The organism is Microbacterium sp. SLBN-154, assembly GCF_006715565.1.
GTDB lineage: Bacteria > Actinomycetota > Actinomycetes > Actinomycetales > Microbacteriaceae > Microbacterium.
In genome coordinates this window covers 413,203-439,756 of sequence record NZ_VFNL01000001.1, presented here as the reverse complement: position 1 = coordinate 439,756, position 26,554 = coordinate 413,203, and the positions used below count along the sequence as shown (strand labels likewise).

Below are 26,554 nucleotides of genomic sequence, written 5' to 3'. Positions count from 1 at the left end.
GCGAGGCCGACGAGGGCGAAGAGGGGCGAGGGTCGCCAGGAGGTAGATGACATCGAGCACGAGATGCGATGCAACACCCGTGGATGCTGCGGATCCGGCGTCCTCACGGAATCCCTACGGCCGGGCGGCTGCTCCTCACGGGTTGCTCACGGTCGCGTTGCGGGTCTCGCGCGCCTCGCTCCCCTCCTCTCTCCTCTCTCCTCGCGCCTCTCCCCTTTCCTCTCTCCCGAGACGAGGACGATCGGCCCGGGCGCGTACGTTCTGCCGCGAAACGTCCGCGTCTCGGCCGATTGCGCTCGCGCCGCGCGGTCAGGTCACGGTCGCCACAGCCGACTGCGGCCGGCCATGACCCACGCGACGACCAGGAGCACGGCGAATGCCGCCGCGAGCCCTGCGACCCACCCCGTCCCCATTCCGATGACGACCGCACCGATGCCGGCGAGCAGCGTGGTGCCTGTCGCGGTGCCGACGTCCTCCCCGACCCCGAGGACCACTCCGCCGTGCGCGCGATTTGTGCCGTCGAAGCCCCGGAATCGTTCGAACGCCAGCGTCATCACCTTCGGATAGACCACACCCATCGCCATCCCGATCAGTGCCGAGACCAGGCCCAGCCCGATCGCCCCGATCGCCACGCTTTTCGTGAGGCCCACGGCGAACATCGCCACTCCGAGGGCTGCGAGGGGGAAGGCGACGGCGGCCAACAGGTACGAGCCTCTCGCTGACACGCGCGCCCCCAGGCCGCCAGCACTGAACAGCGCCCACGCGAGGGGACCGATCGACACCAGCACCGTCCCGATGACTCCGGAGGCGTCGAGATACGTCGCCGAAAGGAGCGGGACGAGCGCGTTGATGCCGAAATAGCTCCCACAGACGAGCGCCAGAATCCATCCGCCCGCCTGGGCCTGACGCTCGCCCGGGACGGTCAGCCGAAGGGCGCGACGGAAGGGCACGGCGAGAGTCAGGGCGAGGGCCGCCACAGCGATCGCGACGCCGAGCGGTGTCTCCGATGCGATTCCGAATTGGGCGACGAGCACGCCGGCGGCGATCGACAGGAACGCCCATGGTGCGCGAATCTTCGCCGGATCAGGGGGTCGTTGCCATCCGACGACCCGCAGGTATCGGGACATCAGGGCTCGCGCGATCACGATGAGCACGGCCGGCCAGGCCATCGATGCCCGCCAGCCGACGGTGACGAGGAGGACGCCGTTGACCGCAGGGCCGGCAAGGGCGGGTGCCACCCACATGAGCGCGTAGAGACCGAACGCGCGCTCGCGCTCCTTCGCGTCGGGAAAGACGTCGGAGAGCACACCCATCCCGAGCCCGCCCATGATGCCGGCCGCGACGCCTCGCACTGCGAGGCCCGCGATGAGTACCTCCATCGACGGGGCGCCGGCGGAGAGGGCCACGCCGACGATGAGCATGGCCGTGGAGATCCCCAGCTGTGCCTGCGCGCCGATACGGCCGTAGAGGTAGGCACCGAACGCCATGAACGCGATGCTGACCACACCGGTGATGGTGACGGCCGGTCCGTACAGCGCGAGTCCGTCCAATTCGGCCGCTGCTACGGGGAGGACGGCGGCGTAGCTCAGGCCGGTCACGCTCGCCGCGAACTCGGCCAGCAGAAGCGCGGCCAGCAGCCGACCCCGCGGCCCTCGGAACAGAAGGCGGAGTGCGGGGCGATCGGCGGCGGTCATCGCCGACAGCCTAGACAGTCCGGTCCGCTCAGGGTCCGGCCGCAACGATCATTGCGCTGAGACGAGGACGATCGGCCCGGGCGCGTACGTTCTGCCGCGAAACGTCCGCGTCTCGGCCGATCGTGCGCGCGCCGGCAGAGGGGCCCGAAGTACGCGCGCCGGCAGAGGGCGCGAAGGGGCCGAAGGGGGAGAAGAGGGGATGCCGCGGGGCCCGCGTCACTCGTCGGGGCGGGCCTCCAGGCTCGACCGTTCGGCGATCGGGGGCGCCTCGATGGCCGGGTCGAACGGCCGGCCGGCGCGGTCCTGGCCGGGAAGGGGGCGCGAGCGGCGCCCGTAGATGAGCTCGGACGAGTCGAGCAGCCACGGGACGAGGGTGATCGTGACGCCGTGGATCAGCATGAGCTGCTGGGCGATGCGCCGCGCGCGGCGGTTGTGGAGGAAGGTCTCCCACCAGTGCCCGACGATGTACTGCGGCAGGTACACCGTCACCACGGCTGACCCGTGCTTCTCGCGGTACTGACGGATGAACTCCGCGACGGGCTGGGCGTAGTAGCGGTAGGGCGACTCGAGGATGACGAGGGGCACCGGCATCCGCTGGTCCTGCCACGCCTGCTGCAGCGCGTCAGCATCTTCATTCGTCACCGCCACGTGCAGGGCGATCGTCTTGTCGTGCCGGGCAGCCAGGGCGTAGTCGAGGGCCTTGGCGACAGGCTTCTGCAGCTTGCTGACGAGGATGAGAGCGATGTCGCCTGACGATCCGTATCGCACGGGCTCGTCGATGCGGATCTCGTGGTCGACGTCGCGGTAGTAGCGGTTCACCCCGACCATGAGGACCGCGAGGACGGGGATGGCGAGGAAGACCAGCCACGCTCCGTAGATGAACTTCGTGGCCGTGACGATGAGCAGCACGGCCACCGTCATCGCCGCTCCGGTGGAGTTGATGGCGAGTCCGATCAGCACCGAACGGCGTTCCGCGGCCGCCCGCGGATCGCGCCGCGCCTCGATCCGTGTGGTCTGACGAAGCTCTCGACGCCAGTGCCGCACCATGCCGATCTGCCCGAGGGAGAACGACACGAAGACGCCGATGATGTAGAGCTGGATCAGCGTGGTGAGGTTCGCCTGGTACACGACCAGGACCACGATGGCCGCGAGCCCGAGGATGATCATGCCGTTGGAGAACACCAGGCGGTCGCCTCGCGTGTTGAGCGCCTTCGGTGCGTAGCCGTCGCGGGCGAGCACCGAGCCGAGCAGCGGGAAGCCGTTGAACGCCGTGTTGGCGGCGAGCAGCAGCACGCACGCGGTGGCGGCCTGCACGATGAAGAACGGAATCGAGCCCATCCCGAATGTCGCCGCGGCGATCTGCGCCATGAGGCTCGGCTGCGGGGTGGTCTCGCACGCGAAGCCCACGAGGGTGCAGGGGTCTTCGGCGTAGTGCACCTGCGAGATGAGCCCGACCGCGGTGAGGCCGGCGAACAGGACGATGGCGACGCCGCCCATGAGCACGAGGGTCCACTGCGCGTTCTTGACCTTCGGGCGACGGAAGGCCGGCACGCCGTTCGAGACCGCTTCGACACCGGTGAGGGCGGAGCATCCGCTCGAGAACGCCCGCAGGATGAGGAGGATCGTCGCGGCCTGCGTCAGCTCCTCGGCCTGGACGGCGTACTCGGCGCTCGACGCGATCGGCGGGTCGCCGAGTGCGGTGCGGATGAGGGCGACCACCACCATCACGGCGACCGATCCGATGAAGACGTAGGTGGGGATCGCGAAGGCGAACGAGGCCTCGCGGACCCCGCGGAGGTTCACGAGGACGAGCAGGATCACGAACCCGACCGCGAACTCGATGCGGAAGGGCGCCAGCTCGGGAATCGCCGAGATGATGTTGTCGACGCCCGACGCGATCGACACGGCCACGGTCAGCACGTAGTCGACGAGCAGCGCCGAGGCGACGACGACCCCCGGCACCTCGCCGAGGTTGGTGCGCGCCACCTCGTAGTCGCCGCCGCCTGAGGGGTAGGCCTTGATGAGCTGGCGGTAGCTCAGCACGACGACGACGAGCAGCACGACGACGGCGACCGCGACCCCGGGGCTGAAGGCCAGGAACGCCGTGCCGCCGATCAGCAGGATCATCAGGAGTTCCTGCGGGGCGTAGGCGACCGAGCTCAGCGCATCGGAGGCGAAGATCGGCAGCGCGCGGCGCTTGGGCAGCAGCTGGTCGTCGAGCTTTTCGGAGGTGAGGGGGTCTCCCAGCAGGAGGCGTTTTGCGCGAGGGGATTCCTCCACCGGCTCGCGACCATCAGTCGTCACGGCCGATGACATTACGCCTGTCGCGGCGCGTGCGCACCATGTCGCGACCGGGTGGCCCGAGAGCCGCGGTTCGCGGCGAGAGGACGATCGGCCCGCGGGAGTACTTTTCGCGGCGAAACGTACGCCTCTCGGCCGATTCTCCGCGCGCGGGGAAGGAAGGCGGTGCCCGCGCAGAGAGAAGGTGCCCGCGCGGGGAGGGGAAGCGGAGGCTGCGCGGATGAAGGTTCCCGCGCGGACAAAGGTGCCCGCGCAGAGAGGGAGAGGATGCGCCGGATCAGCGCGCGGCGAGGAACTCCCGCGCCGCGGTGACGAGGTTCGCCACGCCGTTGTCGAGGGTGGGCTGCAGGAGCGGAGCGAAGAACGGCGAGTGGTTGGTGGGGATCTCGCGTTCGATGCTCCCGGATGCCGCGGCGTCGGCGTACACCTGAGGGTCGACGCCTCCCCAGAACCAGAACACCAGCGGCACTCCTGCTTCGCGGGCGAACCAGGAAACATCCTCGCTGCCGGTGAACATGCCGGGGTCAACGACCTTGTCGTCGCCGAAGGCGCGGGTGAACGCCGCGCTCAGGCGCGCCGTCGCCTCGTCGTCGTTGATCGTCGGCGGGAGGCTGTGGTCGACCTTGATGACCGGCTCCTCCTCGGCGCCCGAGGCCTGCGCCTCGGCCCGGACGATGCGTTCGACCTTCTCGAGCACGCGGGCACGGGCCGCGTCGTCGGGATAGCGGAGGCTGAGCTCGAGCACGGCCTCGGCGGGGATGATGTTGTTCTTCAGGCCGGCGTGGATCGACCCGACGGTGACCACGGCGACATCGCGCGGGTCGGTCTCGCGCGAGACGACGGTCTGCAGCCGCATCACCGTGGCCGCGGCCATCACGACGGGGTCGATCGTGGCCTGCGGCCGCGAGCCGTGGCCGCCTCGGCCGAGAAGCGTCACGCGCAGTCCGTCGGAGGCGGCCATCTGCGTGCCCGGGCGCACGCCGATGGTGCCCGCCGGGAGCGGGGTGACGTGCTGGCCGAGCACGATGTCGGGGCGGGGGAAGCGGTCGAGAACGCCGTCGGCGATCATCGCCTGCGACCCGGCGCCGTACTCCTCGGCGGGCTGGAAGACGGCCACCACGGTGCCCCGCCACTCGTCGGTGGTCGCAACCAGGCGCTCGAGCGCGCCGAGAAGAGCGGTGACGTGCATGTCGTGGCCGCACGCGTGCATGACCGGCACGTCGAGGCCCTGCGGGTCGACACCGCGCGCGGTGCTGGCGTAGGCGAGGCCGGTGCGTTCCTCGACGGGGAGGCCGTCCATGTCGGCGCGCAGCCACACGACCGGGCCGCGCTCGCCATCGGCGGCGTTGTCGTCGTCGTTGCGAATCACCGCGGCAAGGCCGGTGCGGCCGATGCCCTCTTCGAACTCGATTCCGAGCTCCGTCAGACGCTGCGCGATGGCCCCGGCGGTGCGGGTCTCTTGGAACGACAGCTCGGGATGACGGTGGAGGTCGGTGTAGATCGCGTCGAGGTCGAGGGCCATACCGCCGAGCCTAACCTGCGAACACCGGGCGGCTCCGGGCCGGCCGGTGAGCCGCGCGCGGAGTCAGCCCGCCGCGCGGGCGGTGGAGCCGCGCACGACCAGCTCGTACGGCAGGCGCCGCGACGGGCGATCCTCGACGGGCGCGACCGCATCGATCTCGGCGAGGATCGCGTCGGCAGCCCTCTCACCCTGACCGAGCGGGAACTGGTCGACCGTGGAGAGCCGGAAGAACTCGCCGAGCTCGTGCCCGTCGATGCCGATGATCGAGAGGTCCTCCGGCACCCGGTAGCCGAGCTCTCGCGCGGCGAGCAGCGCGCCGATCGCCATCTCGTCGGAGGCGGCGAAGATCGCTGTCGGGCGCTCGCCGGGGCGCCCGAGGAGCTGCTTGGCGGCGCGGAAGCCGCCCTCGATCGTGAAGTCGGCGGGCTCGTACAGGGCCGGCCGCGCGGGGAACCCGGCGTCGGCCAGCGCCTGCTCGAAGCCCTGCCGCCGCTGGGTCGGCACGTGGAAGTCGACGTCGAACTCGGGGCTCGCGCCGATGTGGGCGATGTCGCGATGGCCGAGCGCGAGGAGGTGCTCGGTGGCGAGCCGGGCCACGGCCACGTCATCCATCGTCAGGGTGTCCAGCCGCGGGCTCGGCCCGCCGATCGCGATGACCGGCAGGTCGAGCTGCCGCAGCCGCTCGAGTTCGTCCTCGCCGAGTTCGAGCGAGATCGCGATCACCCCGTCCACCCGCTGGCGGCGCAGGAACGTCTCGAAGATCGCGTGCCGCTCGGCGGCGTCGTTGGTGAGGCTGTACAGCGTGATGTCGTAGCCGCGGCGCATGAGCGAGGTCGAGATGCCGCTCAGCACCGTGCTGAAGAACCAGCGGTCGAGGAACGGCACGAGCACCCCGATGTTGCGCCGGCGGCCCGAGGCCAGGCTCGATGCCGACGCCGACACGACGTAGCCGAGGCTCTTCGCGGCATCCTCGACCCTCGTCTTCGCCGTCGCCGAGACATGGCCGCGGCCGCTCAGCGCGCGGGAGACCGTGGCGGTGGACACGCCGGCCAGGCGTGCCACCTCATCGATGCTGACCACGTCGCCCCCTCGCTCGTCGTCCCGCGCGCCTGCGCCGCTCAGTCCTCGGTGAGCCAGACCGCCGTGTCGACGGGCAGCGTGCGACCGTCGACCGGCCCGCTCGCGACCAGGACGTCACCCGCCGGCAGCTCGACCGGGGCGGCGCCGAGGTTGGCGATCACCCGCACCGAGCCGTTGCGGAACGCCACCACGTCGTCGCCGAATCCGTCGATCCACTCCAGGCCGCCGGCACCCAGCTGGTGGGCGCGGCGCTCGGCGAGAAGGCTCCGGTACAGCGACAGCGTCGAGCCGCCGTCGGCGCGCTGGACGTCACGGGCCACACCCGCCCAGTCGGCCGGCTGCGGCAGCCACGCCTCGCCGGTCGTGCTGAAGCCGAACGCGGGCGCGTCGCTCTGCCACGGCAGCGGCACGCGGCAGCCGTCGCGGCCGTAGCGCTCGCCGCCGGTGCGGAACCAGGTGGGGTCCTGGCGGGCGTCATCGGGCAGGTCGACGACCTCGGGGAGGCCGAGCTCCTCACCCTGGAAGAGGTACGACGAACCGGGGAGCGCCAGCATGACGGTCGTCGCGGCGCGGGCGCGGCGCAGTCCGACATCCGGAATCGGCTTGCCGGGGGAGTCGGGACCGATGCCGTGCCCCTGCGGGTTCTCGGCCGTCAGCGCGAGGCGCGACGCGTGACGCACGACGTCGTGGTTGGAGAGCACCCAGGTGCTCGGCGCACCGACACCCGGGAAGGCGCGCAGGGACTCGGTGATGACCTCGCGCAGCTCCGCGGCGTTCCACGGCGTCGACAGGTACGGGAAGTTGAAAGCCTGGTGCATCTCGTCTTCGCGGACCCAGAGCGCCGTCTTGTCGGCAGTGGGCAGCCACGCCTCGGCGGCGAGGACGCGGTCGCCCTCGTACTCCGCGAGCAGGGCGTTCCAGTCGCGGTAGACGTCGTGTACGCCCTCCTGACCCCAGTAGGGCACGTCCACCTCGCCGCCGCCCATCGAGTCGGCGGTGGAGGGCGGGGTGTAGTCGGGAAGGCCCTCCGCCTTGACCAGGCCGTGCGCGACGTCGACGCGGAAGCCGTCGACGCCACGGTCGAGCCAGAAGCGGAGGATGCGACGGAACTCTTCGCGCACCTCTTCGTTGGTCCAGTCGAAGTCGGGCTGCGAGGTGTCGAACAGGTGCAGGTACCACTGACCGGGGGTGCCGTCGGCCTCGGTCACGCGGGTCCAGGCCGGGCCGCCGAAGACCGACTCCCAGTTGTTCGGGGGCACGTCGCCGTCGATGCCACGGCCCTCGCGGAAGATGTAGCGCGCACGCTGAGGGCTGCCGGGCGCGGCGGCGAGAGCCTGCTGGAACCACTCGTGCTGATCGGAGGAGTGGTTGGGAACGAGGTCGACGATGACCCGGATGCCGCGCGCGTGCGCCCCCTCGAGCATGTCGTCGAAGTCGGCGAGCGTGCCGAAGAGCGGGTCGACGTCGCAGTAGTCGGCGACGTCGTATCCTGCGTCCTTCTGGGGGCTGCGCATGAAGGGCGACAGCCAGATCGCGTCGACGCCGAGCTCAGCGAGGTCGTCGAGGTGGGCGGTGACGCCGGGAAGGTCGCCGATGCCGTCACCGGAGGTGTCGGCGAACGAGCGCGGATAGATCTGGTAGATGACGGCGGTGCGCCACCACTCGGAACCGGGGGTGGAGGAGCGGTCTGCGGGGGATGTGACCGTTTCGGGCGAAGTCATGCGCTCACAATACTGCAAGCGCTTACATTTTCCTGAGTATGTTGCGCGCGCGACTAGGGTGGCGGGGTGACCGCCTCCGGCCCCCTCGCCCGCGCCGAATCGTTGATCACCGTCATCCCCGACTACCCGTCGCCGGGCATCCAGTTCCGCGACATCACTCCGCTCCTCGCAGACGCCGCCGCGCTCCGCGCGGTGACCGAGGCGCTCATCGCCCCCTTTGCGGGCAGCTTCGACGTCGTCGCCGGCGTCGAGGCGCGCGGGTTCCTCCTCGCCGCCGCCGCGGCGATCGCCGCCGACACCGGCGTCGTGCCGGTGCGCAAGGCCGGAAAGCTCCCGCGGCCCGCGGCGGCGGTCGACTACGCCCTCGAGTACGGCAATGCCACGATCGAGGTGCATGACGACCTGCCTCGCGGCGCGCGCGTTCTTCTCGTCGACGACGTGCTGGCCACCGGCGGCACCCTCGCCGCGGCGCACGAACTGTTCGCCGCGGTCGGCGCCGACGTCACCGGCACCGCGGTGCTGCTCGAGCTCGAGGCGCTCGGCGGCCGGGAGGTGCTGAGTCGCGTCGAACGCGACATCCACACCGTCTTCCGGGCCTGACGGAGTGAACCCGAACCCTGGTGCTTGACCCTGACACGGTGTCAGGCTCTGTCGTGGAATCACCATGTTGAGCATCGGAGAATTCGCCCGGCTGGCCGGAGTGTCGGTCCGGATGCTGCGTCACTACGACCACCTCGGTCTCCTCACGCCCGAGCGCGTCGACCCCTGGAGCGGCTACCGCTCGTACGGCGTCGGCCAGCTCGAGCGCGCCAACCGCATCGTCGCTCTGAAGGACCTCGGGTTCACCCTGGATCAGGTCGGACGGATGCTGGACGGCGGCCTCTCACAGGAGGACGTCGCGCTCCTCCTGCGTGAGCGGCGCGAGGAGCTGCGGTCGCAGATCGCCGCAGACCGGCATCGGCTCGCGGCGGTCGAGGCGCGTCTCCGCGTCATCCAGAAGGAGATTCCCATGACGGAATACATCGAAACCGCCCTGCCCGAACTGCACGTGGTGCAGCAGACCGCGCGCATCGAGGAGATGTCGCAGATCGAGGCCGAGATCGGCTACATGTTCACGCGCGTGAACGAAGCGATCGCCGCGGCGGGCGCCGCGCACACCGGGCCCGGCGTGGCGATCTACACCACCGACGGCGACGGCATGATCGCCGCCGCGGCGGAGCAGATCGGGGATGCCGCGACCCCGCCGGGGCTCGAGCGGGCGACCGTGCCCGCGGCATCCCGTGCCCTCACCGGGCGGTACGAGGCCGACGACCTGCTGGGGATCCAGCGCGCGTGGCAGGACCTCGTCGCCGAGGGCGAGCGGCGGGGGCTGTCGGTCGCGGGACCGGCCCGCGAGGTGTACCTCGAAACGCCGATGGATCCGGGCGGCACCCGCTGGGTCGTCGATCTGCAGCAGCCGGTCGCCTGACCCTGGGGCGGGACGCGGAGGGTCGGCGCCGTTTCGACTCGCTGCGCTCGCTCAACGACCGGGGCAGGGCGGGCGTTCACCGGTCGTTGAGCGAGGAGCGAAGCGACGAGACGAAACGCGCGGTGCGGCGTTCCGTCCCCGCCGAGACCCACCATCCCCGCCGAGACCTACCGCGCCACGGTAGGTCTCGGCGCGGGAGGTGGGTCTCGGTGCGAGACCGCCCGCTCGGGCGCCCCGACGGGTGTCGAAATCGGCGAGGCGGCTCCGACACACTGAGAGGGCCGCGCCCGGCGGCCGGAAGTGAGGGAGTTCCGATGCAGTACCTGATCCTGATCCACAACAGCCCGGCCGTGATCGACCTGTTCGCGAAGATGTCCGACGACGAGCGCGCGGCGGCGTTCCAGGTCTACTGGGACGTCGTGTCCGACCTTCAGTCCACGGGGGAGCTCGTCTCCTCGGAGGCGCTCGACACCGCCGCCCAGAAGCACGTCCTGCGCGGTGCCGACGGCCCGGTCGTCACCGATGCACCGCTGCCGGAGCTGACCGAGGTGGTGTCGGGCTACTACCTCGTGGATGTCGCCGACGAGGCCCGCGCCACCGAGATCGCCGCGCGGTTTCCCGAGGCCGTCGTGCCGGGCGGGATGCGCATCGCCCGCATCTGGACCGACGCGGACTTCGCCGAGAACACGTGAACCCGGCGCCGCTCGGGGCGGTGACCGCCGCCGCGCGGTCGGCTGCACCGCGGGCGCTCGCGGTGATGGTGCGGCGCACGGGCGGCTTCGACGACGCGGAAGACGCGGTGCAGGAGGCGCTCGCCGCCGCCTGGACGCAGTGGCCGCGCGAGGGCGTTCCCGACAACCCCGCGGCGTGGCTGGTGTCGGTCGCGTCGCGCCGGTACGTCGATGCGGTCCGATCGGATGCCGCGCGGCGGGCGCGCGAGGAGAGGACCGCGCGAGAGGAGCCCGGCGGGCCCGTCGCGCAGGTCGACGACACTCTGCGCCTCTTCCTGCTCTGCTGTCACCCGTCGCTGTCTCGCGCGTCGCAGATGGCGCTCACCCTGCGCTGCGTCGGTGGGCTCACGACCCGCGAGATCGCGCGCGGCCTGCTTTCGACGGAGTCGACGGTCGCGCAGCGGATCTCGCGGGCGAAGGCGTCGCTTCGCGGGGTCACGCTCGACGCCGGTGGCCCCTTGGCCGACCGCGTCCCCGTGCTCCTGGACGTCCTGAGCCTCATCCACACCGAGGCGCACTCTGCGGCCGAGGGTGAGGAGATCGCACGACCCCTCCTCGGTGCCGAGGCGCTGCGCCTCGCCCGGCTGCTCCTCTCTCTCAGTCGTCCCGGCGATCCGTGGCGACCCGAGGCCATGGGTCTGGTGGCGCTCATGCTCCTCACCGACGCGCGGGGGCCTGCGCGCGTCGATGGCGAGGGTGTGCTCATCCCGCTCGCCCAGCAGGACCGAACGCGGTGGCGCGCCGACCTCATCGCCGAGGGCGCCGAGCTGCTCACCGCCGCCCTCGCGCTCCGCGCCGCCGGACGCTATCAGGTACGCGCCGCCATCGCCGCGGTCCACGACGAGGCCGCAACCGCGGCCGACACCGACTGGCGGCAGATCCTCGGACTCTACGAGGTGCTCCGCCGCCTCGACCCGGGACCGGTGAGCGAGCTCGGCCGCGCCGTCGCGATGGGGGAGGTGGCGGGCCCCGCGGCCGGTTTGCAGATCGTCGCTGCGTGGGAGGGGCGGGCCTCGCCGCTTCGCGTCGCGGCGGTGCGCGCACACCTTCTGGATCGGGCGGGGCGGACCTCGGAGGCGCGGCGCGAGTACGAGCGCGCCGCGGGGTTGACGCGCAACGGCGCAGAGCGCCGCTGGTTCCTCGACGCGGCGGGAGCGCCGTAGGGAGGACGCCTGATCGGTGAGCGAGGAGCGAAGCGACGAGACGAAACGCCCACCGGACAGCGCCGCGTTTCGACTCGCTCCGCTCGCTCAACGACCGGGGCGGGGGCGCCGCGTTTCGACTCGCTCCGCTCGCTCAACGACCGGGGTGGGCGCGTTTCGATCCGCTCCGCTCGCTCAACGACCGGGGCGGGGGCGCCGCGTTTCGACCCGCTGTGCTCGCTCAACGACCGGGCACGGGCGCCGCGCCGCGGCATCCGTCATACGATCGAGCGGTGCTGGTGCTTGCTGCGATCGTCCTCTTCGTCAACGCGCTCTTCAACGCCGTCGTGTGGCCGAGGTTCTACCCGCGCATCGCGAACGACCCCCGCGCCCGCGGCACCGACGGGCGCCGCACGGCGTTCTACCGGGTGCACGTCGTGCTGATCACGCTCGCCCTGGTGCTGGCGGTCGTGAGCGTCGGGACGGGCATCGCCCTGCTCGTCATCGCCTGACCTGAGGGTCCGACCCGAGCAGCTACAGCAGCCCTACCCCGAGGTTGATCGGGCTGCCCTCGATGTTGCCGATGATCCCCCGGATGATCGCGGTGCCGTCGGTGCCGCGCAGGCTCTCGTACCAGGCGGCGGTGATCGACGGGTCGTAGCCGTGGGTCTCTTCCCCGCGCTTGCGCGCCCGCAGCACGAGCTCTCCCGCACGCTCGGTGCGCATCTTCTCGTAGCGGCGGAGCGAGTCCTCGACCCCCACGGTGTGCGTGGTGAGGCTGATCGCCAGCGCGAAGCTGTCTTCGAGCGCCGAGCACGCGCCCTGCCCGATGTCGGGCGCGGTGTTGTGGGCCGCGTCGCCGAGGATCGCCACGCGCCCGCGCGTCCACGTGTGCAGCGGATCGATGTCCCAGATCTCCACCCGGTTCAAAGACTCCGCAGGACGGATGCCGCTGATCAGCCGCCGCACCTCGGGCGACCAGTGCCCGAAGGCGGCTTCGAGAGGCGCGACGCCATCCTCCCGCTCGTACGGGAGCCCCGCCGGCTGCGGGATGTCGAACCAGAAGTAGAACCGGTCGTCGGCGACGGGCATCACCGCGGCGCGCTTGCCCTCGGCGACCCAGGTCGTCCACTGATCGAGCGGCGCGATCGCGGGAGAAGCCGCCACCAGCCCGTTGAAGTTCGTGTAGCCGGAGTACTGCCGCTCGACGCGGAAGCCGCCCTCATCGGCCCGGGTGATCCAGTCGCGGGTGAGGGAGCGCGCCCCGTCGGCGCCGATGAGCAGGTCGGCGGTGTCGGTGGAACCGTCGGCGAAGACGGCGATCACCTTCTCGCCCTCCTCGCGAATCCCGACGAGCTCGTGCCCGAGGTGGACCCGGTCGAGCCCGAAGGTGTCCATGAGCAGCGCCTGCAGCTCGGCGCGCGAGACGGGGTAGGGCCGCTGTCCGGTGTGCGCGGTCACCGGTGCGAGGCTGAAGCGGCATAGCTGATCGCCGGTGTGGCCGTCGTGGTAGGCCATGTGATCCATCCGGCCGCCGAGGCGCGCGACCTCCTCGCCGAGGCCCAGCCAGTTGAGCACCTTCACGCCGTTCGACCACAGCGAGAGGGCGGCGCCGACCGGTCGGTTCTGTCGCATCCGGTCGTAGATCACCACGTCGTGCCCGTGCCGGGCGAGCGCGATCCCCGCGCTCGTGCCTCCGATACCGGCTCCGATGATCACGACCTTCACGTTTCAGCTCCCGCGGTAGGTGGAATAGGAGAAGGGGCTCAGCAGCAGCGGCACGTGCAGGTGCGTGTCGTCGGTGACGCGGAACGTGACCGTCACCGACGGGTAGAAGGTGTCGACGCCCAGACCGGCGTAGTACGCCCCGGTGGCGAAGCTCAGCACGTGGGTGCCGTGGTCGAGGAACTCGGGCCCGAGGCTGAGGCGCCCGTCGAGGTCGGTCTCGCCCGACGCGATCTGCACGATGCGCGGCTCGTCGCCCATTTTCGACAGGACGACGGCGACCCCGCTCGCGGGGAAGCCGGTGGAGGCATCGAGGACGTGGGTGGTGAGCTGGCCGGTCATGGCATCATCCTGACGCCACCCGCTCGGCCGACACGGTCTCGCGCAGCCGCAGCAGAGCGATCTCGGCCAGCTGGCCCGCCGCCTCGGCGACCTCCGACTCGGGGGTGTTCGCCAGGCGCCGCTCGAGCTCGGCGAGCATCTCCTCGGCCGAGCGCCCGCGGGCCCGGATGAGGAACACGCGCCCGAACCGGGCCTCGTACCGGGTGTTGCCGGCCGCGATCCGCTGGGCGACGTCGGAAGCGGCATCCGTCATCGCGGCCTGCTCCCGACGCGACGCGGTCGCGGAAGGGTCGTCGCCCTCGCGGCGCTCGCCGATCCGGGGATGCTGCGCCAGCGCCTGGTCGAGATCGGCGGCGTCCCAGGTCGCGGCCTCGGTCGCTGCCGTCTCTTCCAACGCCTCGCGCGTGGGGTACGGGCGCCCCGCGAGCACCGCAGTCACCCACCGCGGGATCGCCGCCCACAGGCTCACCAGATCGCGCGCTTCGCCCTCGTCGAGGGCGTTGAAGTCGCCGATGCGCATGACGGTCCTCCCGCGGGGGTGCTGCTGGAGGCTCACGCTACGAAGCGCGCCGACACGTTTCGGTTTCCCTCGTGTAAACATCGCGTTGCCGCACCGCCGTTCACATCGACGAAACGCGGCGGGGGGAGGATGGGGCATCCGCCGCGCGGCGGACCCGACGAAGGAGCGCCGATGGCCGACCCCCGAAGCGCCGGCAGCGGTGTCATCCGCGCCGCGCGCGCGTGGGTGGCTGGCCGCTTCCGCCCCGCCGACGTCGAGTACGTCGACGGCGTCATCACCCGGGTCGACGATCCGTCGGGACCCGCGCGGGGCGCCCACATCGTCCCGGATGACGCGGTGCTGCTGCCGGGCCTCGTCGATTCGCATGTGCACGTCAACGAACCCGGTCGCACCGAGTGGGAGGGATTCCGCTCGGCGACCCTCGCCGCCGCGGCCGGCGGGGTGACGACGATCGTCGACATGCCCCTGAACTCCCTGCCACCGACGATCACGGCCGACGCGCTCGCCGTTAAGAAGGCCGCAGCCGCCCCGTCGGCCTACATCGACGTCGGGTTCTGGGGTGGCGCGGTGCCCGAGAACCTCGGTGCCCTCGAGCCGCTGCACGACGAGGGCGTGTACGGGTTCAAGTGCTTCCTCTCTCCCTCGGGCGTCCCCGAGTTCGGTCACCTCGACCGCGCCGAGCTCGCGGCGGCGATGGACGAGATCGCCGCACTCGGCTCGCGGCTCATCGTCCACGCCGAAGACCCCGCGCACCTCCACGCCGACGGCGCGATCGGCCGGGACTACGCCGCGTTCCTCGCCTCGCGGCCCGCCGCGAGCGAGGCCTCGGCCATCGAGACGGTCATCGCCGAGGCCCGCCGCTCCGGCGCCCGCGCGCACATCCTGCACTTGAGCGACGCGGGCTCCCTCCCCGCCATCCGCCGCGCGAAGGCCGAGGGCGTCGACCTGACGGTCGAGACCTGCCCGCATTACCTCACGATCTCGGCCGAGGAGATTCCGCCCGGGTCGCCCGAGTTCAAGTGCTGTCCGCCGATCCGGGATGCCGCGAACCGCGACCGGCTGTGGGAGGGGATCGTCGACGGCACGGTCGACGCCATCGTCAGCGACCACTCGCCCTCCACTGTTGACCTCAAGCGCACCGGCGACGGCGACTTCGGCCTCGCGTGGGGTGGCATCTCGGGTCTTCAGGTGGGGCTTTCGGCGGTGTGGACCGAGGCGCGCCGGCGCGGCATCCCGTTGGAGACCCTCCTGCCGCTCTTCACGACGGGGCCTGCGCGCGTCGCCGGCCTCTCGGCCGGGGTCATCGAGCCGGGCGCCCCGGCGCACCTGACCGTCTTCGGCGCCGACGATCCGTACCCGATCAGAGCCGCAGAGCTGCTGCACAAGAACCCCATCACGGCCTACGAGAACCGTGTGTTGCGCGGCCGCATCCGACGAACATGGCTGCACGGCCGGTCGGTGTTCGACGTGACCGAGGGAGGGCCGGGCGAGGCGCCGCAGTTCCGTGGGGCGCCCGGCGGTCGCCTCCTGTCGCGGGGGGTCGCCTGATGGTGTGGGATGAGCGCGCGCGGTGGGATGAGGACATGCTCGCGGTGACGCCGATCCTGCAGCCGGGCGTCGGCGCGATCCCCGGCGACCACTATCTGCGCGCGACGCCCGAGACGGTGCTGTGGGGGCGCCTCCCCTGCGAGACGGATGCACCGGTGCTGCGGATCCGCTCGGGTGAGTCGGTCACGATCGACACCGTCAGCCACGAGGGCATCCTCGAAGACCACGGGAAAGACCCGCTGGGCTACTTCACCGGTCAGGGCGTGGCGCCCGACGCCGTGCTGGACGACGCGATCGCGATCGCCGCGCAGCTCTCGCGCGACCCCGCGACCGACGGTCCTCACGTGGTGACCGGGCCTGTCTTCGTCGAGGGCGCGGCGCCCGGCGACGTGCTGCGCATCACCGTGGAGAAGCTCGCCCCGCGCGTGCCGTACGGCGTGATCTCCAACCGGCACGGCAAGGGAGCGCTCGTCGGCGAGCTGCCGCGAGGCGACTGGCATGTGAGCGTCTTCACCCCGGTCGAGCGGCGCGACGGCCGGCTCTTCGGACTGCTGCCGATCGTCGACGGCGGCGACCGGACGGTGTCGTTCCCCCTCGCGCCGTTCCTCGGCACGATGGGGGTCGCCGTCACCGGACCCGAGCGCCCCCACTCGGTGCCGCCCGGATCGCACGGCGGCAACATCGACATCAACCTCCTCGTCGAGGGGACGGCGCTGTACCTCCCCGTCCAGGTCGAGGGTGCGCTCGCCTACGTCGGCGATCCGCACTTCGCGCAGGGCGATGGCGAGGTCGCGCTGACGGCGCTCGAGGCGTCGCTGCGCGCGACGCTCCGCTTCGACGTGATCCCGCGCGCGCAGGCGCTGGTCGAGTTCGGTGAGCTGGGCGGCCCTCTCGTGCGCACGCCCGACTACCTTGTGCCGACGGGGCTCGACCCCGACCTGAACGAGGCGATGCGTCGCTGCGTGCGCGCGGCGCTCACCCTCATCGAGACGCGGTACGGCATGGCCGAGCACCTCGCCTACGCCTACCTCAGCGCCGCGACCGATTTCGACATCTCGCAGGTGGTCGACATCGTCTGCGGCGTGCATGCCCGCATCCGGGTGTCGGATTTCGAGGGACGGACGGATGCCGCCGGCCCGGCGTCGCACGAGGTCGCCGCTTCCGCCCCCTTCGACCGCACCGTGTGGCGCACCGTCGGCGACCCGCTCTGGCAGGGCGCGTGGGAGGGCCCGCTCGGGGGTCTCACCGTCGCGGTGAAAGACCTCTTCGCCATCGCGGGGTACCGCATCGGGGCGGGCAATCCCGTCTTCCTCGACGAGGCCCGGCCCGAGAAGACCACCGCGCCCGCGGTCACCGACCTCCTTCGCGGCGGAGCGTCGCTGCGCGGCATCGCACGCACCGACGAGTTCGCGTACAGCGTCGCCGGCGACAACGCCCACTACGGCACCCCGCCGAACCCCGCCGCCCCCGGTGGACTGCCCGGCGGCTCGTCGAGCGGACCCGCTGCCGCCGTCGCCCTGGGTCACGCCGAGGTGGGCCTCGCCACCGACACCGCTGGGTCGATCCGCGTGCCTGCGTCGTACCAGGGCCTGTGGGGCCTCCGCACCACGCACGGTCTCGTCCCCCGGCAGGGCCTCGTGCCCCTCGCTCAGTCGTTCGACACGGTCGGGTGGCTCGCGCGCGACGGAGACACCCTGCAGCGGGTGGCCGACTGGTGCCTGAGCTACGACTCATCGGAGTCGACCGAGAACGTCTTCGGCGCCTCCGACGACGACCTGCCGTGGCGCTTCGTCGTGCCCTCCGAGGTGCTCGACGCCGCCGACTCCGAGACCCGTACAGCCTTCGAGGCGCTGCTCGCGCGGCTGGCGCGGACGGATGCCGCAGACGTCGCGACCGTCTCGATCGGCGACCTCGACGACTACCTCGTCCCCTTCCGCACCGTGCAGGGCGCCGAGGCCTGGCGCAATCACGGTGAGTGGGTCGAGGGGCATCCGGGCGCGCTCGGGCCGGCTGTCGCGGAGCGGTTCCGTGCGGCATCCCGAATCACCCCGGCAGAAGAGGACGACGCCCGCCGCGCCCTCGCCCCCCTCGCCGACCGCCTGCAGGCGCTCGCCGCCGAGGCGGTGCTGCTCATGCCGACGGTGCCCGGGCCCGCGCCGCTGCGCACCGCCGCCGGGGCCGACATCGACGCGGCGCGCACCGCAACTCTCCGGATGACGACACCCGCGGCTGTCGCCGGCCTGCCGTCGATGTCGGCGCCGCTCCTGCGCGTCGCCGCCGGTGGCGGAGCGCCGGCACCCGTCGGCGTCTGCGTCACCTCGCGCGCCGGTACCGATGTCGCCCTCGTCCGTCTCGCCCGCCGCCTCGCCGAGGCGGTTCAGGAATGACCAACCCCCCCGGCCCACTGACCCAGGACGCACCATGACCCACCTCCCCGGCCCCATCGCCCCGCCCCCGCGCCTGCTCATGGGCCCGGGCCCGATCTCGGCGTACCCGAGCGTGCTGACGGCGATGTCGGCGCCGCTCGTCGGCCAGTACGACCCGTTCATGACCGCGACGATGACCGAGACGCAGGGCCTGTACCGGCAGGTGTGGCGCACCCGCAACGAGGCGACCGTGCTCGTCGACGGCACCTCTCGGGCGGGGATCGAGGCGGTGCTGGTCTCGCTCATCCGCCCCGGCGACCGCGTGCTCGTGCCGATCTTCGGGCGGTTCGGGCACCTGCTCGCCGAGATCGCCGAGCGTGCGCTCGCCGAGGTGCACACGATCGAGACCGAGTGGGGGCAGGTGTTCCCCGACTCCGTCATCGAGGAGGCCGTGGTGCGGGTGCGCCCGACCCTTCTCGCGCTCGTGCAGGGCGACACCTCGACGACGATGAACCAGCCGCTCGCGGGGGTCGGCGAGATCTGCGCCCGCCACGGGGTGCTGTTCTACACCGACGCCACCGCGTCGCTCGGCGGCAACCCGTTCGAGGCCGACGGGTGGGGACTGGATGCCGCCACCGCGGGCCTGCAGAAGTGCCTCGGCGGCCCCTCGGGGTCGGCGCCGGTGACCCTGTCCGACCGCGCGGTGGAGATCATCCGGTCGCGGAAGCGCATCGAGGCCGGCATTCGCGAGGAGGGCGACGAGGCGGCATCCGATTTCATCCGCTCGAACTACTTCGATCTCGGGATGATCCTCGATTACTGGGGCCCGCGGCGGCTCAACCACCACACTGAGGCGACCTCGATGCTCTACGGCGCGCGCGAGTGCGCGCGGCTGCTGCTCGAGGAGGGCGCCGACAACGTGCTCGCGCGGCATGCGCGCGCCGGTGCGGCGATGCTCGCCGGCGTGCAGGGCCTCGGACTCGTCGTGTTCGGCGACGTCGCGCACAAGATGACGAACGTGGTCGCCGTGGAGATCCCCGACGGCGTGGTCGGCGACGCGGTGCGCAGCGACCTGCTGGAGGACTTCGGCATCGAGATCGGCACGTCGTTCGGGCCGCTTCACGGCCGGGTGTGGCGGATCGGCACGATGGGCTACAACGCTCGCGAAGACGCGGTGCTCACGACCCTTGCCGCGCTCGAGGCGGTGCTGCGCCGGCACGGCGTTGCGGTGCCCGCCGCGGGCGGGGTGGAGGCGGCGACCGACGTGTTCCGGGGTGCGGGGGATGCGGTGTGGACCGCGCACGCGTGACGCGCGCGAGCGTGATGACGCCGGCCGAGCGCGTGATGGCGCGGTGCGATGAGCTCGCGCGCATCAGCAGCGCCGAGGGCGGCATCGAGCGGGTGTACCTCTCGCCCGAGCACGCGCGGGTGAACCGGCTGGTGGCGGAGTGGATGCGCGAAGCGGGCATGACCACGAGACAGGATGCCGCGGGCAACCTCATCGGGCGGGCGGGGCCGGCGGCGGGTGAGGCGCCGGCGCTCGTGCTCGGCTCGCACCTCGACACCGTGCCCGATGCGGGCCGCTACGACGGGATCGCCGGCGTGCTCATGGCCATCGAGGTGGTGCGCGCGCTGCGTGCGGAAACGCTGCCGTTCGCGCTCGAGGTCGTCGCGTTCTGGGATGAGGAGGGCACGCGGTTCGGCCGCGCGCTGCTCGGGTCGTCGGCAGCCGCGGGCGTGTGGGACCCGACCTGGTGGGAGCTGACGGATGCCGCGGGCGCGACGCTGCGCGAGGCGTTCCTCGACTTCGGTCTTGACCCGGGACGCATCGGCGACGCCGCGCGCGCCTCGGGCGACCTCGTCGGATACCTCGAGGCGCATATCGAGCAGGGCCCCGAGCTCGACGAGGGCGACGAGCCTCTCGCAGTGGTGTCGTCGATCGCGTCGGCGCGCCGGTTCCGGCTCGACATCGCCGGCGAGGCCCGGCATGCCGGCGGCACTCCCTACGACCGGCGGCGTGACGCATTGCTCGGAGCGGCCGAGATCGCGCTCGCGGTCGAGCGGGTGTGCCGCGCCGAGCACCACATCGTCGGCACGGTCGGCGAGCTGCAGATCCACCCCGGGGCGATCAACGTGGTGCCCGGCGACGCGCACCTCTCGTTGGACCTCCGCGGCGAGTTCGACGGCGACCGCGACCGGGTGTGGCGGGTGATCCAAGACGAGGTCGGTGCGGTCACGGCGCGCCGAGGCCTGACGTGGTCGGCGCGAGAGGTGCACGAGGCGTCGGCGGTGTTCTGCGACCCGCTGCTGCAGGACGTGGTCGGCGAGGGGATCCGGTCGGTGTCGCCTTTCCGCTCAGGGGAGGCGCCGACGCTCTTCAGTCGCGCCGGCCACGACGGCATGGCCTTCGCGGCCGTGACGGGGGTCGGCATGCTCTTCCTCCGCAACCCCAACGGCATCAGCCATCACCCCGAGGAGGCCGTGTCGGGCACCGACGTCGACCTCGGCATCCGTGCGCTGGCCGCGGCGGTGCGTGCCCGGGCGGTCGCCTGATCGGCTCGCTGTCAGCGGCTCATCGCGTTTCCCTGTTTTATCGCGGATGGGGCACCATCGTCGAGCACGTCACCGGGCGGGTCATATGCGAATCGGTGACTCACCGAGTGCACCAACGTCGTGGACGTCGAGGTTCCCTCACCCGGCGACGTCACCCGCGCGGCCGGCATGCTCTGTGAACGCGCAAACGCCTGGGGCAACTACGCCCGGTCAAGGACCCGGGCAGAGTGTGAGTGCCTTCGCGCTCGCAACGCGAGATCCGTAGCCGAGCACTCGGCCGAGGAAGACGCACCAAACTTTTCAGGCGTGGTCGGGCACTACGACTTCTTGGATGGCCCCTGTTGGTGTCGACGCTCGTATCTCCAAGACGGGCTCGTAGCGCGGCCCGACGAATGGGGCGCTCAGGGACTGCGACTCGTCATACTCGTACGACGTGATTCGGAGCGTGTTTGTCAGACGGCCGATAAGCGTGGCGACCGCAAACGGACCCCGGAACATGAGGTGCACTCGTGCGTTCCCGTTGGACATAGAAAGCTCGCGGAGCCTGGCCGCTGCTTCCGCGGCGAGGTTGCCAGCGTCGCCTACATCGAGTAAACCGTCGTGGACGGCGGCGATATGCACCCAATCGGTGAGGATGGCGTCATGGTCACGTAGGAACTTCTCAAATGCGGCGTTGCTGGGTGGAGTTTGAAGGTCTACGTATGCCGCCACGTCGGCACGTCGGTCTTCGGGCAGGGGACGGTGACCGGCAAATCGGCCAAGAACGCGCAAACGCTCAGGGTCAGGGATCTGCGCCTCAGTGGTGCTGCGCCAGTCGTCACCGCGTCCATCTGTGACGGTCACCGGCCCGATTCGAGTCGACGGGATGATTGCTCCGAGTGCGACGGCTACCGACAGGTGTGCACCACCCTCGATGTGGAGACCGTGCGCGGCGGAGCGGGTGACAGCGTCTGGTAGGAATGGAGCCGTTTCCATGAGGTCCAAGAGGCCCGCCCTGCTCGGCAGCTTTTCGTGGGTCGAGGGGCGAAGTCGAACATCCAGGTCAGCATCAGTGCGGTCATACACCTGCGGCGTATTTCGCGTCTGTATAGAAATACGAATGGCTCGCGACTCCGAAAGAATCTCCGGACGGAGCGACGCGATTCGATGCCACAGCATTTGCTTCGCCATCTCCACCAGGCCAGGCCGCGTCGTCTCACGCTGGTCGACACCCTTGAGTTCAGACCTCTCAAGCCCCAGCAGTCGGTCGGGCGCACTGTAGTCAAGCTCTCCGTCGGGCCGGTGCACGTCGTTGACGATGCCTAACGCGAATGCCGGTCGAGATCGATGTAGGTCAAGCAAGCGGGGAGCTTCGACTTCTCTGACCACCGGGCTAGCGGCGATCTCAGGAGTGACTACGATGACCGCTCCGGAAATGCCGTCATCTATCGCCTGCTGGAGACGCTCTCGTGTGTCTCCGGGGGGAAGGTCATCGACATCGCGCCAGACAGGGATCCCCGCGGCACGCAGCAACCACGTCAGCTCTGCCGCGATGGGCTTGCCGTCGGAGTGTCGGTACGAGACAAAGACGGGGTCACGCGGGTTGACGGAATCAGGGTCAGTGGGCATGCGAATCGTCCTCCTCGATGGCTTCTATCGGCGATGCGACGGTCTGCGCCGACCGCACTATCCACCCAGATATCGGCGTTCCCTCGGGCGTCGGCGGGCCGACGATTACTGATACGAACTGAGTGAATCCGAGTTCGGCGTCCGCAAGATGAGTGAGGTATGAGCTGATGTCGCGCGGGCTCGGGAAGAGCGGCCCGCTTGAGTGGGTGTGCCACTCACCAATCCATTGACTTCGATCTCGTGCCCACGCCTCGTCTGCGAGATCCTGCGCGTAGACGAGATCGCGGTCGAATGTCATCGGCGTTCTCCTGGCGCCAGGACCTGGACCGCCAGCATGGCGGATCGTGATGTGCTCGCCGTCGGAAATCCCCAACAGTACGCCGCCGGTCTCTCTACCGTCCGAGGACGCGACCGCTTCGCTCGCTATGAGTCGCAGCGCTGAGCGCGTGATCCTTATCGGGACTACGGATTGCATGTTGGGCATCCTTCCCGCGGCGGCGGGATCGACGACCACCGGACTTCTCCGGCGTGCTCAAGGTTGAAAGGGGGAACGAGGTCGCGTTGAGGTCGCAATCCGAGAACCGCGTGCTCACCCGGCAATAGTTGTGAACTGTCGCCGTACCGTGATTCGAGATGCGTGGCGATAGCCGCCTTCGCTGCGAAGATCCCAACGGCCTGCAGGTCTCCAGGAGACGCCGTCATGGGCTGATGAACCTCGCCGGTCCCGTAGGCGAGTTCCTGATCTGCCTCGGCGTCCATTGCGCCCTCTCCAGCCAGCTGCGCCCGCAGACACAAGAGGCATCCGAAGCGCGGCGACGGGCGAAGTCGTACGATCTCGCCGATTGCCCCTTGGTCGAGGACGCAGGCCAAGACGGCCGGAACCCCTGCTCGCCGAGCGGCGTGACTGACAACCCGACGCGGCGCTATACCGTCCGCTGCGCACAAGACGAGGTTAACTTCGCGGATGACACTGCGAAAGACGTCGGCCGAGCGAACGACGTCGATGGGGTGTGAGACGACGTTGTCGTTTGTCCAGCGCTCCTGTATCGCGTCAGCCAGAGCGGCCGATTTGAACCGACCGACGCTTTCCGGGCCTAGCCGGTGGCGAATGAGGTTATGCCACAGGAGACGGTCATTGTCGATGAGATGCAACGCGCCGACGCCGTACCCTGCGAGCGCATCAGCAGCGACGCTGCCGATGCTTCCGCACCCGACGACAGCGATGGAAAGGGACGCAGTTTCAGCCAACGGCCACAGCCCGCTCAACTGTGAGAGACCAAGAATCTCGGGCTCCAAGGAAGTCGGGTAGGGGAATGCCCCTTCGCGAGTCACCGCCCACCCCGCAAACTCCTGCACGCCTGCCTTTCGGAGTTCCTCCGGCAGGGCGGAATCATGAGTAAGGACGAGCGAGATCTGGGCACCGGGGTTGATGGAGACCCCGAACAGGCTTGTGGCATCCTCGTGCGGCAACATCGTCCCGGGGCGTTGCAGAAGCTGGAGATGAGTGAGATTGGCGAGACCGCCCGGGGTTCTTACCCACTTGCCATGGAACAGCGCATCGCCCGACCGTAAGGCCGAGTACTGCCTCGGGATGTCCACCTGCTGCCTGACACTGGGCGCGGTCTCGACGACCGAGACCACGAATAGGTCGTCGGACGGCACGTGGCGGAAGGCAAGGTCGCCGGAACGCTCCAGCGACGACGCGATCTTACTCAGCGCGTCGCGGGGAACCATCACATGCGGCGCGTTTCTCATGCACCAGCCTCGACGAGCAACGCGTCAAGACCCGCGTTCGAGACGATCCCGCTTTCCGTCATTCGCTCCAGACGTCCGGCCTTCATCAGTGCGTACTCAAGCCTCCATCCCGCCGCCTTCATGAGCATCTGAGTAATGCTCGCTTCGGGATGCCACTGGCCCACGCTTTGCAGAAGACACAACGCGCCGGACGGGAGAACGTGCCACACGGCTTGGCTTCGCTCCTCGATCTCCGGGTAAGGATTCGTCGGCCACAGGTCTGGTGGCACCATCGGGTATGCCGGACCGTAGTTGACAACTAGTTCCAGCCCGCCGTCCTGGTAATGGCTTTCAAGACCCGCGGGAGCAGTGCGGTCGAATGGCCACAAGGGCAGTTTGCCGACCCAGCCTCCGCCGGGAGCCGCCGTCGTCGGCTCCACGAATCTTAACTCCGGGGCGAACTGCCCGATCTCCTCCCTGTCACGGAGAAGCCGGTGCGGATCGTCCTCGAACCACGCGACCGGCGAAGGACGGTTGCTCATCCCTGAGGAGTGTCCTTGACCGGGCGCGGTGCGACCATCGCCGGTGCAGCCTTGACCGGGTTTGGGTCGTGCGGGAAGTCTGCACCAAAGATCTGACCCCAGTGCCACAGAGCAGTGTCCGCGTCGTTATTGGACGATGCCTGGATTGCTTGGATAGCGTGATCACGCGCCCCGCGCAATCGTTTCGCGAACTCGTCGTAGTCGAGATCTCCCTGGATGGGCCCGCAATAGCCTGCCGGGTCGGTCACTTCCTCGTAGCCCTCAATCGCATACGTCGCAGCAACGAAGAACTGCTTGACTGCGGCCGGCTGATTCGAGCTGGTAGGAAGATGATCGAGAGCGAGGACCTCCATCACGAGGGACTTGATCTTGATGTCCTGGTCGCTCGCCCACCGCTTAAGCATCCGGATCGTGCCAGCGAACTTGTTCCACTCGCTGTGCTTCGTGGCTACGGCCGCAATCAGCGACTCGGGGTCGCAGTGCACCCAGTCCTCCGAAGCGGCCTCGGGGATCATCAGGTGGTCGCCGACTCGGAGCGCCGGCATGACGTCGACAGTGAACCCCGACTCATCATTCGGGTCATCGAGGAAGCATTTCACAGCGTGATTCCGCCAGCGAGCCAGTCGCACCACTTTGTCATGGCTCCCGTCAGTGGCGCCCAGCAGAGTGTTCACTCGGCCGCGAACGTGGTCCAATGCCGCCGCCGCGGACGCGCCCGGGTTTCCCCACTCTGGGTGATCATCGGCGCTGTAAATCAGGATCAGGTCTACGTCGTGGATTGGATCCTTCTGAGTCCCGCGAGCCAGAGAGCCCGACGAAACGACTTCGAGAACGTCCTCCTCCTTTGAGAACGCGGCGCGAAATACATCCCGGCGCCGGCGCGCTTCGCGCACGGACTCGACGTCCGCGTTGACCTTCGTTTGGAACGCACCAAACGCATCGAAAACGCTCATCCAGACCCCCAGCTCTTGCCCTCCCACAAATCTAGTGAGGGCTGCCGACACCCGGCCCCGTCTCAGCCTCTAGGAGCGTCACACGCCCGTACGGCACTGACGAAAGCGCGACAATGGCCGGCAACGTTTGAGCAGCAAAGCGCGATTACATGGCGGCGGGCAGGTCGATTTTGTTCCCACGTGACCGGCGTCCTTCTCGCCCGACCTCAGGGACAAGCACGTCTGATCGCCGCATCGGCGGGATAGTCCGCGAGCTCGCCGGCCCAAACTGCCCGCCACGGTGGCTTAGCGGGCTCAGCACGAAAAGGAATCCAAGGGTCGCGAAGACGGGAGAGTCAGTTCGCCCGCATTATCGCCGGATGCTTGTCCGGGCTAGGGGATGGACGCCGGGATACGACTCGTCGGGCCTGCGCGTCGCCAGCGCGCACACGGTGCCCCAATTGGGCGGTTCCCGTTTAGGGATCCCTGTAGTGCAGTGGCCATAACGGGACCGCGAGCGGGAAGATCCGTGCTGCGGGCAGCTCGGTCAGGAAGACTAGCGACCGATCCCCCGATGTAGCCTTCCGCTGTGGAAGACGGCGACGACAAAACCTTTGAGGTCCAAGGACGTTGGAAGGAAGAGGTCGTGTACTGGGAGGGTTCCCGCGGCTACCTTTTCGACGCCGGGTGGGGAGCTAGTCCTCTCGTGCTCTACGTACCGTCGGACGAAGAGTGGGACTCCGTCACCGCCGACTGGATGATCGGGCGTCGTGCAGAGATCGTCGCGCGGCTCGTCGAGCACTCTGGCCATGTCGTCCGTGAAGGCCCATACTCCGGCCCCGCCGGACGAACGCTAAGTAGGTAGCGATCCCCACACGGGCACTGCACGGGAGGGCCACGTCGCGGACGAGCCATGCGGCGCGTGAAAGGTGTCCTCGGTGCCCGCCCTCGACGGTATAGCGGAGCCGGTGTGCCGACCGCGGTCGCCGAGGATCGGGGCGTGACCTTGCTCGCGCTCTGAGGTC

General features: G+C 70.0%; 23 protein-coding genes and 1 pseudogene. 11 read left to right on the top strand and 13 right to left on the bottom strand.

The features are described from left to right. Nucleotides 1-314: 314 nt before the first annotated feature. From FBY40_RS02205 to FBY40_RS02185, 5 genes are all read right to left on the bottom strand, one after another. Entirely contained in the window at nucleotides 315-1,694 is a 1,380-nt protein-coding gene (locus FBY40_RS02205) for an MFS transporter (RefSeq protein ID WP_141936078.1), read from the bottom strand. A gap of 216 nt (nucleotides 1,695-1,910) precedes the next feature. Next, on the bottom strand, nucleotides 1,911-4,010 hold the full coding sequence (locus FBY40_RS02200; RefSeq protein WP_141936075.1) for an APC family permease: 2,100 nt from the start codon (nucleotides 4,008-4,010) through the stop codon (nucleotides 1,911-1,913). 262 nt (nucleotides 4,011-4,272) lie between these two features. Continuing rightward, nucleotides 4,273-5,517, bottom strand: a complete 1,245-nt coding sequence (locus FBY40_RS02195) for an amidohydrolase (RefSeq protein ID WP_141936073.1) — start codon at nucleotides 5,515-5,517, stop codon at nucleotides 4,273-4,275. A 63-nt stretch (nucleotides 5,518-5,580) separates the two neighbouring features. After that, nucleotides 5,581-6,597, bottom strand: coding sequence for a LacI family DNA-binding transcriptional regulator (locus FBY40_RS02190; protein WP_141936071.1), 1,017 nt, complete (start codon nucleotides 6,595-6,597; stop codon nucleotides 5,581-5,583). Nucleotides 6,598-6,635: 38 nt separating this feature from the next. After that, complete coding sequence (locus FBY40_RS02185; protein WP_141936069.1) at nucleotides 6,636-8,318, bottom strand: glycoside hydrolase family 13 protein; 1,683 nt, start codon at nucleotides 8,316-8,318, stop codon at nucleotides 6,636-6,638. Between the two features lie 66 nt (nucleotides 8,319-8,384). On the opposite strand from FBY40_RS02185, the gene FBY40_RS02180 reads away from it, so the two are divergent. From FBY40_RS02180 to FBY40_RS02160, 5 genes are all read left to right on the top strand, one after another. Next, the gene (locus FBY40_RS02180) at nucleotides 8,385-8,918 is read left to right on the top strand and encodes an adenine phosphoribosyltransferase (protein ID WP_141936067.1); all 534 of its coding nucleotides are present in this window, start codon (nucleotides 8,385-8,387) and stop codon (nucleotides 8,916-8,918) included. Nucleotides 8,919-8,982: 64 nt separating this feature from the next. Further along, the gene (locus FBY40_RS02175; protein ID WP_141936065.1) at nucleotides 8,983-9,786 is read left to right on the top strand and encodes a MerR family transcriptional regulator; all 804 of its coding nucleotides are present in this window, start codon (nucleotides 8,983-8,985) and stop codon (nucleotides 9,784-9,786) included. Between the two features lie 314 nt (nucleotides 9,787-10,100). Further along, nucleotides 10,101-10,478 carry a YciI family protein gene (locus FBY40_RS02170; RefSeq protein WP_141936062.1) on the top strand — a complete coding sequence of 126 codons (378 nt, stop codon included), beginning with the start codon at nucleotides 10,101-10,103 and terminating at the stop codon, nucleotides 10,476-10,478. Then, entirely contained in the window at nucleotides 10,475-11,680 is a 1,206-nt protein-coding gene (locus tag FBY40_RS02165; protein ID WP_235014461.1) for an RNA polymerase sigma factor, read from the top strand. The genes FBY40_RS02170 and FBY40_RS02165 overlap by 4 nt, the downstream gene beginning before the upstream one ends. Before the next feature lie 272 nt (nucleotides 11,681-11,952). Then, nucleotides 11,953-12,171, top strand: coding sequence for an SCO4848 family membrane protein (locus FBY40_RS02160; protein WP_141936060.1), 219 nt, complete (start codon nucleotides 11,953-11,955; stop codon nucleotides 12,169-12,171). A gap of 22 nt (nucleotides 12,172-12,193) precedes the next feature. On the opposite strand, the gene hpxO is transcribed toward FBY40_RS02160, so the two are convergent. From hpxO to uraD, 3 genes are read right to left on the bottom strand one after another with little or no spacing between them, the layout of a single operon-like run. After that, nucleotides 12,194-13,378: an FAD-dependent urate hydroxylase HpxO gene (gene hpxO / locus FBY40_RS02155; RefSeq protein WP_235014458.1), complete on the bottom strand. Its 1,185-nt coding sequence runs from the start codon at nucleotides 13,376-13,378 to the stop codon at nucleotides 12,194-12,196. 12 nt (nucleotides 13,379-13,390) lie between these two features. Then, nucleotides 13,391-13,726 (bottom strand): hydroxyisourate hydrolase, encoded by a 336-nt coding sequence (gene uraH, locus FBY40_RS02150; protein ID WP_141936056.1) that lies wholly within the window; start codon nucleotides 13,724-13,726, stop codon nucleotides 13,391-13,393. A gap of 4 nt (nucleotides 13,727-13,730) precedes the next feature. Further along, the gene (gene uraD / locus FBY40_RS02145) at nucleotides 13,731-14,246 is read right to left on the bottom strand and encodes a 2-oxo-4-hydroxy-4-carboxy-5-ureidoimidazoline decarboxylase (protein WP_141936054.1); all 516 of its coding nucleotides are present in this window, start codon (nucleotides 14,244-14,246) and stop codon (nucleotides 13,731-13,733) included. 171 nt (nucleotides 14,247-14,417) lie between these two features. On the opposite strand from uraD, the gene allB reads away from it, so the two are divergent. The 5 genes and pseudogenes from allB to FBY40_RS02125 all read left to right on the top strand — a co-directional run bounded on the left by allB (nucleotide 14,418) and on the right by FBY40_RS02125 (nucleotide 20,713). After that, entirely contained in the window at nucleotides 14,418-15,794 is a 1,377-nt protein-coding gene (allB, locus tag FBY40_RS02140; protein WP_141936052.1) for an allantoinase AllB, read from the top strand. A 35-nt stretch (nucleotides 15,795-15,829) separates the two neighbouring features. Next, nucleotides 15,830-16,906 (top strand): annotated as a pseudogene (locus FBY40_RS17495) (acetamidase/formamidase family protein); the annotation flags it as partial. Beyond that, nucleotides 16,895-18,181 (top strand): amidase family protein, encoded by a 1,287-nt coding sequence (locus FBY40_RS02135; protein ID WP_235015028.1) that lies wholly within the window; start codon nucleotides 16,895-16,897, stop codon nucleotides 18,179-18,181. The pseudogene FBY40_RS17495 and the gene FBY40_RS02135, both read left to right, overlap by 12 nt. Nucleotides 18,182-18,215: 34 nt before the next feature. After that, entirely contained in the window at nucleotides 18,216-19,469 is a 1,254-nt protein-coding gene (locus FBY40_RS02130; RefSeq protein WP_141936050.1) for a pyridoxal-phosphate-dependent aminotransferase family protein, read from the top strand. After that, entirely contained in the window at nucleotides 19,451-20,713 is a 1,263-nt protein-coding gene (locus FBY40_RS02125) for an allantoate amidohydrolase (RefSeq protein ID WP_141936048.1), read from the top strand. Before FBY40_RS02130 ends, FBY40_RS02125 begins: the two co-directional genes overlap by 19 nt. 300 nt (nucleotides 20,714-21,013) lie before the next feature. On the opposite strand, the gene FBY40_RS02120 is transcribed toward FBY40_RS02125, so the two are convergent. From FBY40_RS02120 to FBY40_RS02100, 5 genes are read right to left on the bottom strand one after another with little or no spacing between them, the layout of a single operon-like run. Next, the gene (locus FBY40_RS02120) at nucleotides 21,014-22,321 is read right to left on the bottom strand and encodes an SAVED domain-containing protein (protein ID WP_141936046.1); all 1,308 of its coding nucleotides are present in this window, start codon (nucleotides 22,319-22,321) and stop codon (nucleotides 21,014-21,016) included. Then, nucleotides 22,311-22,796 (bottom strand): Mov34/MPN/PAD-1 family protein, encoded by a 486-nt coding sequence (locus tag FBY40_RS02115; RefSeq protein WP_160141330.1) that lies wholly within the window; start codon nucleotides 22,794-22,796, stop codon nucleotides 22,311-22,313. The genes FBY40_RS02120 and FBY40_RS02115 overlap by 11 nt, the downstream gene beginning before the upstream one ends. After that, nucleotides 22,784-24,076 carry a HesA/MoeB/ThiF family protein gene (locus FBY40_RS02110; protein WP_141936042.1) on the bottom strand — a complete coding sequence of 431 codons (1,293 nt, stop codon included), beginning with the start codon at nucleotides 24,074-24,076 and terminating at the stop codon, nucleotides 22,784-22,786. The genes FBY40_RS02115 and FBY40_RS02110 overlap by 13 nt, the downstream gene beginning before the upstream one ends. Beyond that, nucleotides 24,073-24,597 (bottom strand): hypothetical protein, encoded by a 525-nt coding sequence (locus FBY40_RS02105; RefSeq protein WP_235014455.1) that lies wholly within the window; start codon nucleotides 24,595-24,597, stop codon nucleotides 24,073-24,075. The genes FBY40_RS02110 and FBY40_RS02105 overlap by 4 nt, the downstream gene beginning before the upstream one ends. Continuing rightward, complete coding sequence (locus FBY40_RS02100) at nucleotides 24,594-25,550, bottom strand: nucleotidyltransferase (protein ID WP_141936040.1); 957 nt, start codon at nucleotides 25,548-25,550, stop codon at nucleotides 24,594-24,596. The genes FBY40_RS02105 and FBY40_RS02100 overlap by 4 nt, the downstream gene beginning before the upstream one ends. 568 nt (nucleotides 25,551-26,118) lie before the next feature. Here FBY40_RS02100 and FBY40_RS02095 point away from each other — a divergent pair. Further along, nucleotides 26,119-26,394 (top strand): hypothetical protein, encoded by a 276-nt coding sequence (locus FBY40_RS02095; RefSeq protein ID WP_141936038.1) that lies wholly within the window; start codon nucleotides 26,119-26,121, stop codon nucleotides 26,392-26,394. Nucleotides 26,395-26,554: the final 160 nt, after the last annotated feature.